Here is a 13,397-nt window from a genome sequence, read left to right as displayed (position 1 = left end):
GATTTAATTAAGAAATAAAGTACAGGAGGGGGGGCTTCTGAGTGCAAGTCTATAAGTCAAACTATGTGCAGCTGCCCGAGTGCGTCTTGGTCATTGGTGCGCTGGACGGTCTGCATAAGGGGCACCAGACACTCATCCAACATGCAAAAAAAAGAGCTGAAAAAATGGGAGTTCCACTGGCAGTTTATACGTTTGATCCACCCCCGAAAGTATTTTTTCAACACGCGATGTTACTGACACCGCTTAATGAGAAACTTGAAAAGTTGGAAAAAATGGGTGTTGATCATGCTGTGATCGCCTCATTTAATGCACAGTTTATGACCCAAAGTACCAGCGCCTTTCTGGATGAAATAAGAAAGTTAAACCCAAAGGAGATTTTCGAAGGTCATGACTTCCGATTCGGCAGGAATAGAGAGGGAGATATACAAACATTAAGAAAACATTTTACAGTCTCCCTTCTAGATCCTGTTTTGTGTGAGGAAGGAAAAGTTATATCATCCACAAGAATACGCAATTTATTTGCACAAGGAAAATCCGAAGCTGCATATGATCTGTTAAATTGGGGCTGGATGGAGGAGGCTTCCTTATCATCGATTCGATAAAAATTATAAAAATTGATTCTAATTCTTAAGGAGAGATGGCCATGTCAGTATTCGGAGAAACAGATAATAAAGTAAAGGTTCAGCGATTCAGAAAGTTTAAGACAAAAGGGTACTACCCTGCTGAGCTCACCGAACCGGAGTTTAGTATAGACAACGAATTCTGTATGGCTGTCAGAGCCGGAAACAGAATTTTTCTAAGAGGCCAGACCGGGTTTGACATGGATGGGAATTTCCATGGAGTAGGTGATGTGACAGAGCAGGCAGAGATGGCTTGTACAATGGTAAAGAAGCTTCTGGAGGAAGCGGGCGGATCAGTGAAGGACATCTGTAAAATTACTGTTTATCTCTTAAAACGCGAAGACAGAAGTAAAGTGTATCCTGTAATCGCCAAGCATTTCAAAGACGTCTACCCGTGCAGCACAGGATTGATCGTAAGCGGATTTGCGCTGCCTGAAATGGAAATGGAAATTGACGTAGAAGCAGTCGTCAGCGAGTAAATTTTTAAAAAATCAACAAGAGAAATAGCGGATTATCCAGAAAGAAAGGGAGATCATGGTGAAAATTACTAATACATTTTCAGTCGCAGGAAGATGTTCCGAAACAGGAGCATTGGGAGTCGTGGTCACTTCAAGCAGTCCATCTGTCGGAGCGCGTTGCCCATGGGGCAAACAAGGGGTTGGTGCCATACTCACCCAGAATGTAACGGATCCCCGATTGGCAAACATCGGACTTTCAGTTTTGGAGCATGGGTTGGGCGCCGAAAATGCCATCCGGGCGATGAAGGAGTCAACGCCTTTTCCAGAGTACCGTCAACTGGCCGTTGTAGATGCTGAAGGAAACTCTGCTGTGTTCACGGGAGAAAACGCCCTGGGTGTTCATGGCGAGTTTTCTGCTCAAAACGTAGCGAGTATTGGTAATCTCTTGAGCGACCCTGAAATTCCAACAGGGATGGGCAAAAAATTCTTAGAAACGGAAGGTCTTCCTTTAGCTGAAAGATTGATATTGGCTATTGAAAAAGGTTTTCAAATGGGCGGTGAATTGGATCAAGAGCGATCTATCGGGCTTTTGGTCTATAAAGAGGATTCATTTCCCTATGTAGATCTCCGGGTTGATTATAGTGAGAACCCACTTGAAGACTTGAAAAAACTGTGGGAAATCTATGGCCCTCAAGCAGAAGATTACAGGGTGCGGGCGGTTACACCTGAAATGGCTCCATCTTATGGGGTACTAGGAGACGAATAATAAATTTTAGAGATGCAGTCCGAGCAATTCAGGGCTGCGTCTTATTTCAACCAAACTGCACCAGCCAAAAGCAGTTGAAGTATACATACATGGAGGATTACTGAAAAATGCAAATTAACCGGCAAAGGTTATTAAATGATATTGAAAAATATGCTCTTTATGGAAAAGATGAACGCGGAGGAATTACTCGCCCTGCCTTTTCTAAACCCGAGATGCAAGTCCGCGAATTGTTTATCAAGGAATTGAAAGATCTGGAGCTGGAGGTTTCGGTTGATCCGATTGCCAACATTTGGGGAAGGCTGAAAGGCAGCGGGGAAAAGAACGGTACTATTGTAATTGGCTCCCATTTGGATACAGTTCCTAATGGAGGAAAATACGATGGGGCTCTCGGTGTCCTTATAGCTAAAGAAGTAATGACCACGTTGATGGAAAATAAAGTTACACTTCAGCATGATCTCGAGATAGTATCATTCACCGCAGAAGAATCGAATGATTTTGGCTTTTCAACTCTTGGAAGCAAGACATTTGCCGGCAAACTTACCAAAGAGGATTTGATCCATGTAAGCGATTCTCAAGGTACGCTTTTAAAAGACGCTGTCAGATCTGCCGGTGGTGACTTGTACAAGCTGGACGAAATGAAGAAAGATAGAAAAGAGAAAAAAGCCTATGTCGAGGTTCATATTGAACAGGGTAAGCGTCTGGAGTCTCATAATTTATCCATTGGCATTGTCGAAGATATGGTCGGTGTCTACCGTACCTGCGTTTATTTAAAAGGTGAGGCGAATCATTCAGGGACAACTATGATGGCTCACCGTTCAGATGCGCTTGCTGCGGCTTCTGAGATGGTTCTCGCTGTAGAAGAGATATGCCGTGCGGATGAGACAGATTTAGTCGGCACAGTCGGCCAACTTTTTGTTGAACCCAATGCTGTGAACATTGTGCCGGGAGAAGTGAACTTTGTACTGGAAATCAGAGGTGAGAATGATGCGCGTATGGATCTCGTTATTCAAGCGATTGAAGAGAAGTGGCAAAAGATCCTCGCCGCTAGAGGCGTCACAATGGAACAGAACCTGATGGTCAAGCAGAAGCCAATCCGCATGGATGAAGATATAGTTACAATTTTGCGGGAAACAGCGGATGAGCTATCGGAGCCTTACACAGTTTTTCCAAGCATGGCTGTGCACGATGCCGCCCATATGGCGTCCTTTACCAAGGCTTGTATGATCTTTGTCAAAAGCATAGATGGACGAAGTCATTGCCCGGAAGAATACAGTAAGCCAATAGATATCGAAAAAGCAGCAAACCTCTTATTGAATGGCCTGATCAAGATTGACGCAAAGCTGTCAAAAGAAGCACAGGCAATTAATGAATAAGAGGAAGGTAAAAAATAGACTGTTATTTTAGAATAAAAATTATTTTCATATTGACAAATATATATGAATCATTTAAATTCAATTTAAGAAGAAATAAGGACAATTTCCGAAATTAAAAAGGAGGTGCATAAAAGCAAATGTAAAAAGAGAATAATCGTTAATCTGAAAGCGGCAACAAAGGGTAGTGATAGTAGCTCATCATAAGTACCCTCCATCTATAGAGATCAACCAACTATTCCATTAAAAAACTGAAAGCATTTTGAAAAAATAGGGGGAGATGTTGATAAGAGCCAACAATTAAACAGAAGCCTTGGATTGGAAGCTGCCATTGCAACAGGCGTTGGTATTATGGTAAGTTCCAGCGCACTTGTTTCCTTGGGACAAGGCTTTGGGGAAGGCGGAAAAGGATTTTTCATGTGATCAAAGCTGGTATTTACAATATTCATTTAGTTCCTGGATTGACTGTGGTATATGCGGATGTTTGGATCGATTTTGTGATGAAAAAGCCTCTGTTTGAAACCATTCTCTTGACGAGTTCATAGGGGGAGATCGGCAGAAGTCTACCGACCAGAAGAACTTGAGAGTTTCGGTAAGACAGTTTAATAGTTTGGTATCAACTTATTCCGCTGCCTGAAGCTTTAAGGAGGTGAAATCTGGTCTAGGTGTCGGACAAGGGTTATTAAAATATATATTATTCATCTTTTAGGAGGGAACCATAAATGACAAATATTGTAAAAGAAAATCTAAGTGTAGAAGAACTCATTAAAATTGACAAAGAACATTTCATTCATCCAACTACGGTTCCGAAAGACATCATTGAGAACGGGCCCAAAATCATCTTTTCCGAAGGAAAAGGTATTCGCGTAAAAGATGTCTCAGGAAATGAATATATAGACGGTGTATCCATGCTCTGGAACGTGAACCTCGGCTATGGCCAGGAAAAACTTGCAAAAGCTGCATACGAACAGTTGCAAACATTGCCATATTGTTCCTCTTTTTATGGCTACTCAAATGAAAACGCTATCCGTTTGGCGGAAAGAGTCGCTTCTGTGGCACCCGGTGACTTAAATGCAGTATTCTTCACATCCGGCGGATCAGAATCCAATGAGTCAGCGTTTAAACTCGTCAGACACTATTGGGATATGAAAGGCCACAAAGAGAAAAAGACAATCATTTCTTTAAAGCGCGGATACCACGGAGCTACCATCTCAACCGGTACAGCTACAGGAATTCAAGGATTCCACAACTTCTCAGGTTCAAAAGACGCGGATATTATCCATGCGCAGCCGCATTTGACTAACGCTGAACTTGGTGATAAATCCGATCCAGATTACGAGGGAAGCATTAGAAATACGATTGACAAAATGGGAGCCGACAAAATCGCTGCTGTCATCATGGAGCCGGTTCAAGGGGCAGGCGGAGTTCATGTAGCTCCAGAGGGTTACTTGCAGGCTGTCAAGAAGCTGTGTGAAGAGAAGAATGTTCTCTTTATTGCCGACGAGGTCATTTGCGGATTCGGAAGAACAGGAAAAATGTTCGGAGTAGAAAACTGGGATGTAGAACCTGATGTCATGTGTGTGGCTAAGGGGATTACAAGCGGATATGCGCAGCTTGGAGCAGTCCTTCTAAGCAAAGAAATCAGAGATACCCTTGTACAATATGATCAGATTCTTGGACATGGTTTTACATACAGCGGACATCCAACTGCGTGCGCTGTAGGATTGGCAACATTGGATCTGCTGGAGGAACAAAATATTCTTCAAAATGTAAATGCAATGAGCGAAGAACTGAAAAAAGGATTTAAATACTTGGAAGAAAATCATTCTCATATCGCAAACACAAGAGCAGTTGGACTCTTAGCAGGATTTGATCTTATGCAAGATCCTGAAAACGGAACTCCGTTTGAACAGTCTATCAGAGCTGCACGGTACGTCGTTGATCACTGCTTTGACAACAGGTTGATTTTGAGAGCAGCAGACTTTGAACACCAAGTCAACATTGTTGCGATCGCTCCTCCGCTTATTATCAACAAGCAGGAAGTGGAAGAGATCATCAACATTGTGGATGATGCGTTGACAGCATTTGAGAAAACTCTGTAAAAAAACCAGGACGAAAGCGCAAGGTAAAGAAAACGTTAGAAAAGAATAAAGGGGATTGATTATGGGAACTGCAACGGTTGTATTACAACATAAAGTAGAAGAATTTCTGAAAGGCACGAAGAAGTTATATATTAACGGTGAATTTGTTGAAGCGGTTTCCGGGAAGAACTTTGAAACGTATAATCCTGCTACAGGGGAAGTACTGGCATTGGTAAGTGAAGCAGACGCTGCTGATGTCGATAAAGCCGTCAAGGCAGCGAAGAAGGCTTTTGAAGAAGGCCCATGGTCAAAAATGAGTGCAGCTGAAAGAGCTAGATTGATGTTTAAACTAGCAGATTTGATTGAAGAAAACAAAGAAGAACTAGCCCAATTGGAATCTTTGGATAATGGGAAGCCAATCAATGAAACAAGAAATGCTGACCTTCCAAACACTATTGAACAGTTTCGGTATTTTGGAGGATGGGCAACCAAGGTAATGGGGCAAACCATTCCTGTCTCTGGAAATTTCCTGAATTACACGCGACATGAACCTGTTGGTGTAGCAGGCCAGATTATTCCATGGAACTTCCCTCTCATGATGGCTGCATGGAAAATTGCGCCGGCCCTAGCCACAGGGTGTACCGTTGTTTTGAAGCCTGCTGAGCAAACACCCTTATCGGTGCTGTATTTGGCAGAATTGATAGAGGAGGCTGGTTTCCCTGCCGGTGTTGTGAATTTTATCCCAGGTTTCGGTGAGACAGCGGGCGATGCCCTTGTAAAACACCCGGATGTAAATAAGATTGCATTTACAGGATCCACATCTGTTGGAAAAATGATCATGAAAAACGCAGCCGACACAATGAAGCGTGTAACATTGGAGCTTGGAGGCAAATCACCGAATATCATCCTTCCAGACGCTGATCTCTCAAAGGCGGCACCTGGAGTCTTTACTGGAATCATGGCCAATCAAGGAGAGATTTGCAGTGCCGGCTCACGCGTCTTCATCCAAAAAAAGCATTTTGACAATGTTATGTCCGAACTTGTCAACTATGCCAATAATGTAAAGCAAGGCCATGGGTTAGATACAACCACTGAAATGGGACCGTTAGTTTCAAAAGAGCAGCAAGACCGTGTTGTCAACTATATTCATATCGGTCAGGAAGAAGGAGCGACTGTTGCAGCAGGCGGTGGGAACACAGAAAAAGGGTACTTCGTTGAACCTACTATTTTTGCTGACGTGAACGATGATATGAGAATTGCAAGGGAAGAGATTTTTGGTCCGGTAGTGGTTGCCATGCCGTTTGACGACATGGACGAAATTATCGCCAGAGCAAATAACTCAGACTTCGGGTTGGCAGCAGGCGTATGGACCGAAAACGTCAAGAACGCCCATTACATAGCCAGCCGTTTAAAAGCGGGCACAGTTTGGGTGAATTGCTATAGCATGGTTGATCCGGCTTCGCCGTTTGGAGGCTTCAAGCAATCTGGATTCGGACGTGAAATGGGTTCTTATGCATTGCAAAATTACACTGAAGTAAAGAGCGTGTGGATTAATTTAGGGTAGGCGATAGGGATATACTTAAAGATTGTGAAAAATTACTAATGATGAGCCTTGTAATATAGTTGTCTGGTTTAGAACGATATTTTAAAGGAAGCCTTGATACTGGTAGAGTAGAAGTTTAGCGGCACAAATCTAAACGAGTGAATTTCCTAAGAATTTAATTCATCGGTTGACTCATACGTGCTGTCTCCCCAAACCAAGGCTTCCTTTACGTACAATTAATATTTAAAGTGAGGTGTATAGATTGGACAAAGGACAAAATGTAAATGAAATGGGCCTGCCTAACTTTTGGATTGCCTTGATCCCTATAGTATTTATGGCTGCAGCATTGTTCGTTGGTATCGGTATATTTGGCCAGGATCCACAGTTGCCGCTTGTATTTAGTACGATTGTTGCCGTCATTGTCGCTTTAAGACTTGGCCACACATGGAAATCACTCGAAACTAGTATTATTAAAACGATTAGTGCGGCGATCACTGCCCTACTAATACTAGTCGTTGTAGGCGCTTTCATCGGCGTGTGGATGGCGGGTGGAATTGTGCCCGCAATGATTTACTATGGATTAGAAATATTATCCCCAACATGGTATTTACTTACAGCGTGTATTATTACGTTAGTTGTAAGTTGTGCCGGAAATTCATGGTTTGCTGCGGGCACAATTGGAATTGCATTAATGGCAATCGGTAAGGGTCTGGGTCTGCCACTGCCCATGGTTGCAGGGGCAATTGTATCCGGTGCATATTTTGGCGATAAATGTAGTCCCTTATCGGATTTAACAAACTTTACTGCAGGTGTAGTAGGTATTAACTTATTTGACCATATTCGCAACTTGCTGAATACGACAATTCCCACAATGATCATTACACTGATAATATATACTTTTATGGGATTTGCTATCAGTGGGAAGGGCTCTGACTTGTCGGAGATTGCAACCATTCAACAAATTTTATCCGATCAATTCGTTATTTCACCATGGTTATTGCTTCCCTTATTGTTTATCGTTTTAATTTTTATATTTAAAATACCTGCTCTCCCCGGCTTAACAATAGGAGTTGTCTTGGGCGCGTTATGTGCTGTTTATGTTCAAGGTTATTCTTGGGGTGATGCTATGTTTTATATGAATGAAGGTTTTTCAATAGAAACAGGTAATGAGATTACCGATTCGTTGTTAAATAATGGCGGAATTCTTGAAATGGCGTTCGTCATCACCCTTATACTGATCGCATTATCTTTTGGAGCTGTTATTCAAAAGGCAAGATTTTTGGAAGCGCTCTTAGGAGGCTTAATCAGTAGGATACAACGTACAGGCAGTATGATTACCGCAACAGCCGCAACATGTTGGGCTTCTAATGCAATTGGATGTGACCAATTTATGTCCGTCATTATTCCGGCAAATATGTATAAGGATGAGTTCAAAAAACGTGGTTTGCACCCGAAACTGCTTGCCCGTACAGTAGAAGACTGTGGCACCGTAATGGCTAGCCTACTTCCATGGACAACGTGTGGTATCTTCATGTACTCCGTGCTTGGTGTTAGCCCGGTTCAATATGCACCATACGCATTTTTCTGTTACCTCGGCACATTTGTGGCAATTGCATTTGGGTACCTAAATATAAAAATTAATCGTCTGCCGGAAAAAGACCAGCCTATAGATAGTAATGTAGGTTTAGCTATGGTGGATTCAAAATGATCAAACATCAATAGCTAAATCCAACCAATATTTAACCGTTGTAAATACAATCAGGCAGAAATAAGCATAGGAAAAATACTGCGCAGGATGTGATTCTAAAAGGGTTGCAATCCTATTATTACACGGATGCATAGGGTTAAGCCTGTATTCGGCACCTCAGTACCAGATTACGATTCCAATCTTTGTCATCTGTATTGCCATCCTCGACTTTTGCCAAGATTGGAATCCTATCAGGGAGCACACCCATACCAAGGACAATCTGCTTTAAATCCAGCCGGTGTTGTTTGTTATATCCATATTGAATAATAAAACTTTTAGGAGGAGAGGTATTATGAACTGGGATTTTCAATTTAATCTACCAACTACGATAGAATTTGGAAGTGGAAAAGTAAAATTAGTAGGTGAGCAAGTAAAGAAGTATGGAAATAAGGTTCTTATTGTTACTGATAAAGGGCTTGCTCAAACAGGTATATTAGAAAAAGTTACAAATTCCCTTAAAAAGGAAAATATAGATTATTATGTTTTCGATGAAGTAAAACCTAATCCTAGGGATGTAGATTGTCAAAAAGCCTATGAACAATTTAAAGACAAAAAAATAGAAGTATTAATAGGCTTGGGTGGTGGAAGTTCCATGGATACTGCAAAAGCAATTGGGACCCTTATGACTCATGATGGAAATCTTTCAGAGAGATATGGAGCAGATAAATTAGAAAGAGAAATAACTCCATTAATTTGTATTCCTACTACTGCAGGTACGGGGAGTGAGGTTACAAGCTTTTCTGTAATTACTGATACTAAGCTTAAAGATAAAATGCTTATATTTGATCTTAATTTAGCACCTAAAATTGCCTTAGTGGATCCAGAATTAACCCTTAGTTTGCCACCGTCAATTACTGCAGCTACTGGGATGGACGCTCTTACACATGCAATAGAGGCTTATGTATGTAACATGGCAGAGCCTATTTCTGATGCCTTAGCTCTTCATGCAATCGAACTAATCGTAAATAGTCTACCTGAAGCTGTTGAAAATGGTAATAACATAGAAGCAAGGCAAAACATGTTAATTGGTAGTTTAATCGCAGGGCTTGCATTTGGTAATACTGACTTAGGTGGGGTTCATGCCATGGCAGAACCGCTAGGTGGTCTATATGACACTCCTCATGGTGTAGCAAATGCTATTTTTCTCCCATTTGTTTTTGAATTTAACATTAAGGCAAATCCTGCAAAATTTGCCATAGTTGCAAAAAAACTTGGTGTATCAGAAGAATATAAAACAGAAGAGCAAATAGCTTTAAAAGGAGTACATTTACTCAAGGAATTATCCAGCCGTATAGGAATTCCTAAATTTAGTGACTTGAATTACGTAAATCCTAAGGACTTCGAGTTTTTGGCTGAAGGAGCAGAAAATAATATTTGTACAATTGCCAATCCGCGAAATATCACTAAAAAAGATTATCTTGAACTCTTTCAACTTGCTTATGAGTATAAAGGTATGGATGTACACGTGTAAGGATCTATATAACTTCTATAAGCTATTAAGTTAACTATTTTTTCCAAGCTTGGTAGCTTATAGTTTGCTTGTTTTTTCTAATAATTTGAAGTTGTAGCCGTCAAAATAATTTATAAGTATGGTACTGATTTATAAAAAAGGGGGCGGAATTATGAAAGCGGAATCACGTTTTGTCGAATTTATTCCTGAAAATGAAAGGCATGGAGATGTTCGCAACTTGTTCTCAGTATGGTTTACTGTTAACTTTATGTTGTTAGCGGTAGTAACGGGCGGGTTAGCAGTAGTATTTGGGCTTAATTTATTTTGGAGTATTGTATCCATTCTATTGGGGAATCTGATTGGTGCTATCTTTATGGCATTACATTCAGTCCAAGGACCAAGATTGGGGATACCCCAGATGATTCAAAGTCGTGCTCAATTTGGGGTTATAGGTGCTATATTTCCTCTATTTTTAGTTATACTCATGTACCTGGGCTATTTTGCGAGTAACGCAGTATTGGGCGCTCAAGCAGTTACTGCAGGTACATCGATTCCCATTGGTTGGAGTATAGCGCTATTAAGTATTATAACATTCATCATTACCTTCTATGGGTATGACATGATACACAAACTCTCAAAATATGTTGCTGCATTACTTGGTATAATTTTCTTTTTTGTTACAATTTTGGTCTTTAAATTAGATTTTCCTGCAAATACATGGTCAATAAGTGACTTCCAGTTTGCTCCTTTTTTAGCCAGTGTTAGTGTCTTTGCAACTTGGCAATTGACATTTGCCCCCTATGTTGCTGATTATTCGAGATACCTACCTAAGGATACGAATCCTCAAAAGGCATTTATTTACACATACGCTGGCTCAGTACTTAGTGCTGTTTGGATGATGATATTGGGTGCTAGTCTTGCGATCGCTGTTCCAAATTTTTTGGATAATGCAAGCTTGAGTTTAAGTAATCTTGTAGGTTCCCAATGGTCATTGGGAATGTATTTTGCTATTGCATTGGGAATTATAGCTACAAATGTATTTAACCTTTACGGGGCTTTTATGTCCCTCACGACAATCATGGACACCATCGTTAGAATAAAAGGAACTATACAAACCAGATTTATAATATTATTTATTTGCGGCATTCTCGGAACTGGTATTGCAATTTTAGGGCATGGAAACTTTCTTGAAAACTTCTCCAATTTAATACTTTTTCTTGCGTACTTTCTTTTTCCTTGGACTACAATCAATTTGGTGGACTATTACCTTTTACGCCATGGAAATTACAATATACAGGCACTCTTTGATAAAAATGGAGAATACGGTAGGTATAATTGGAAGGCGATGGTAGCTTACTTCATTACAATACTCGTTGAAATTCCATTTATCAATACAACAATTTACCAGGGTTTTATTTCAAAAGCACTCCATGATATTGATTTTGCATGGATTGTGGCGTTAACTATACCTGGAATTATATATTATGTACTGATGAAAGATGAAATTAAATTAGAAATGGTCAATAAACCTACAGCTTCTTGAATATTTAGCAAAATTAGTAGATTTATATAATATTAAGATTCCTTCTATAGGGGCAGTTAGGTGGAGATAAATATTCATCTAGCTGTTTTTATGATGAACAAAGAACTTGTGTGAAGATTATTAAAAGACCTTATATATTTTTTCAATTCAATGCAATAGAATAATCGACAAAAATCCTTTTTTCAATCTAGTAAGGGATATTCTTGTTGGCGATTTGAAATTTTAACCAAAGGATTTTCAAAGAAACCACCTCAATATCATTTTGGAGAGTAGGTCTATGAGCTCGGTGGTATAATGGCCCTATGTTTTGGTTGTAGAGTTAAAGAGATAAAGCGACGGACACGTTGGAGGGATTACATGCAAAAGTCGAAAAGCGCTCGTGATCTTGGATTACCATTCCCTGGAGTTACTGGAACTTATAATGCGATTACAGATATCCCGGGGGTGGAGGTTGGTTTCTCTACAGTTATCGACGGTGAGGGTCCGGTTGATATTGGTAGAGGACCTATTCGAACAGGTGTCACAGCCATTTTACCAAGAGGAAAAAAAGAGCGTATGCAGCCGATTTGGGCTGGATTTTACGGTCTTAATGGAAATGGAGAAATGACAGGTACCCATTGGATTAACGATGGAGGTTACTTTTTAAGTCCAATCTGTTTAACAAATACACATTCTGTTGGGATTGCCCACCATGCTACAGTTAAATGGATGATTAACCAGTATGAAGAGCAATACCGTGATGAGCATCTTTGGGCGATGCCTGTTATAGCGGAAACATATGATGGAGTTCTAAATGATATTAACGGCCAACATATTCAAGAAGAGCATGTAATGGCTGCTATTCAATCTGCTGAATCAGGCCCTGTTGCCGAGGGCAATGTAGGTGGCGGCACCGGGATGATTTGTTATGAATTCAAAGGAGGTACGGGAACATCCTCTCGAGTTGTTAATATTGGTGGAGAGCCGTACGCCGTAGGGGCTTTGGTTCAAGCTAACCATGGAATTCGCGATTGGCTGACTATACTTGGTGTTCCTGTCGGTGAGCATTTATCCGAAAACAAGGTTCTTTCTGCTGAACAGGGCTCTATTGACGTTATTATAGGAACGGATATCCCAATGCTCCCTCATCAATTAAAAAGAGTGGCAAAACGTGCGGCGATTGGTATAGGAAGAAACGGAACTCCCGGAGGCAATGATTCCGGTGATATTTCTCTTGCATTTCAGTAGCTAATGAAATAGAGATTCCACAGATGTCCAAAGAAAAATTAAATATGGATTTTATAAATGATGAACAATTTGACCCTATCTATGAAGCGGTTTGTCAAGCGGTTGATGAATCTGTTGTTAATGCAATGCTTGCAGCGGAAACAATGACTACCGTTAAGCCCTTTGGAAAAACTGTGCAGGCTATTGATAAATCACAATTAGTTAATGTGATGGAAAAATATAACAGGATGTAAGTCATAGATAGGTATTTTTTATTCTTAATTTATTATCTTCGAGTTAGGTGAATTCACTTTCATCTAACTTTTTTTATTATCACTTTTGATTAAAGTCTAAAATCAGGTTTTTGCAATATAGGGAGGTTTCCATTAAGTCCGTCCTAAAATTAGCTATCATTGACCATCTGGCAGTCTGCGAGATGCCGAATTTTAAAATATAGGATGGAACAGCTAAAGGCGAACATTGGTAATTATATATAGTTTAATGTTCACAAATAGGCAAAAAAATAATGCGGTTTTTACCGCTTTTATCTTTTTTGCGTGCCCAGCAAGCCGTTAATTGCTAGTTGGTGGAAGTCCAACCTGAGTAAGTGCCA

9 protein-coding genes and 1 pseudogene are annotated in these 13,397 nt (G+C 40.4%); all 10 read left to right on the top strand.

Annotated features, from left to right (window positions below):
* Positions 1 to 41 precede the first annotated feature (41 nt).
* The 10 genes and pseudogenes from FS666_RS03895 to FS666_RS03845 all read left to right on the top strand — a co-directional run bounded on the left by FS666_RS03895 (position 42) and on the right by FS666_RS03845 (position 13,038).
* Positions 42 to 602 (top strand): FAD synthetase family protein, encoded by a 561-nt coding sequence (locus tag FS666_RS03895; protein ID WP_144462133.1) that lies wholly within the window; start codon positions 42 to 44, stop codon positions 600 to 602.
* Between the two features lie 41 nt (positions 603 to 643).
* A complete protein-coding gene (locus FS666_RS03890) occupies positions 644 to 1,099 on the top strand; it encodes a Rid family hydrolase (RefSeq protein WP_144462135.1) in 456 nt (151 codons plus the stop codon).
* A 58-nt stretch (positions 1,100 to 1,157) separates the two neighbouring features.
* The gene (locus FS666_RS03885) at positions 1,158 to 1,844 is read left to right on the top strand and encodes a DUF1028 domain-containing protein (RefSeq protein ID WP_144462151.1); all 687 of its coding nucleotides are present in this window, start codon (positions 1,158 to 1,160) and stop codon (positions 1,842 to 1,844) included.
* A 107-nt stretch (positions 1,845 to 1,951) separates the two neighbouring features.
* Positions 1,952 to 3,217 (top strand): Zn-dependent hydrolase, encoded by a 1,266-nt coding sequence (locus FS666_RS03880; protein ID WP_144462137.1) that lies wholly within the window; start codon positions 1,952 to 1,954, stop codon positions 3,215 to 3,217.
* 719 nt (positions 3,218 to 3,936) lie between these two features.
* Complete coding sequence (locus FS666_RS03875) at positions 3,937 to 5,316, top strand: aminotransferase family protein (RefSeq protein WP_144462139.1); 1,380 nt, start codon at positions 3,937 to 3,939, stop codon at positions 5,314 to 5,316.
* A 61-nt stretch (positions 5,317 to 5,377) separates the two neighbouring features.
* Positions 5,378 to 6,859, top strand: coding sequence for an aldehyde dehydrogenase family protein (locus FS666_RS03870; RefSeq protein WP_144462141.1), 1,482 nt, complete (start codon positions 5,378 to 5,380; stop codon positions 6,857 to 6,859).
* Between the two features lie 241 nt (positions 6,860 to 7,100).
* On the top strand, positions 7,101 to 8,546 hold the full coding sequence (gene nhaC, locus FS666_RS03865; protein ID WP_144462143.1) for a Na+/H+ antiporter NhaC: 1,446 nt from the start codon (positions 7,101 to 7,103) through the stop codon (positions 8,544 to 8,546).
* 331 nt (positions 8,547 to 8,877) lie between these two features.
* Complete coding sequence (locus tag FS666_RS03855; RefSeq protein WP_144462145.1) at positions 8,878 to 10,056, top strand: iron-containing alcohol dehydrogenase; 1,179 nt, start codon at positions 8,878 to 8,880, stop codon at positions 10,054 to 10,056.
* Between the two features lie 151 nt (positions 10,057 to 10,207).
* Positions 10,208 to 11,578, top strand: coding sequence for a purine-cytosine permease family protein (locus FS666_RS03850; RefSeq protein WP_144462147.1), 1,371 nt, complete (start codon positions 10,208 to 10,210; stop codon positions 11,576 to 11,578).
* Positions 11,579 to 11,872: 294 nt separating this feature from the next.
* Positions 11,873 to 13,038 (top strand): annotated as a pseudogene (locus tag FS666_RS03845) (DmpA family aminopeptidase).
* Positions 13,039 to 13,397: the final 359 nt, after the last annotated feature.

The organism is Siminovitchia fortis (genome assembly GCF_007681465.1).
Classification (GTDB): Bacteria; Bacillota; Bacilli; order Bacillales; family Bacillaceae_C; genus Siminovitchia; species Siminovitchia fortis.
The sequence above is the reverse complement of the archived record's forward strand: the minus strand, read 5'-3'. Positions and strand labels throughout refer to the sequence as shown.

What these genes read in the sequence shown, in the direction of transcription:
- FS666_RS03880 (WP_144462137.1), top strand. Translation starts at nt 1,952, where the DNA reads ATGCAAATTAACCGGCAAAGGTTATTAAATGATATTGAAAAATATGCT.
- FS666_RS03850 (WP_144462147.1), top strand. Translation starts at nt 10,208, where the DNA reads ATGAAAGCGGAATCACGTTTTGTCGAATTTATTCCTGAAAATGAAAGG.
- FS666_RS03890 (WP_144462135.1), top strand. Translation starts at nt 644, where the DNA reads ATGTCAGTATTCGGAGAAACAGATAATAAAGTAAAGGTTCAGCGATTC.
- FS666_RS03870 (WP_144462141.1), top strand. Translation starts at nt 5,378, where the DNA reads ATGGGAACTGCAACGGTTGTATTACAACATAAAGTAGAAGAATTTCTG.
- FS666_RS03875 (WP_144462139.1), top strand. Translation starts at nt 3,937, where the DNA reads ATGACAAATATTGTAAAAGAAAATCTAAGTGTAGAAGAACTCATTAAA.
- FS666_RS03855 (WP_144462145.1), top strand. Translation starts at nt 8,878, where the DNA reads ATGAACTGGGATTTTCAATTTAATCTACCAACTACGATAGAATTTGGA.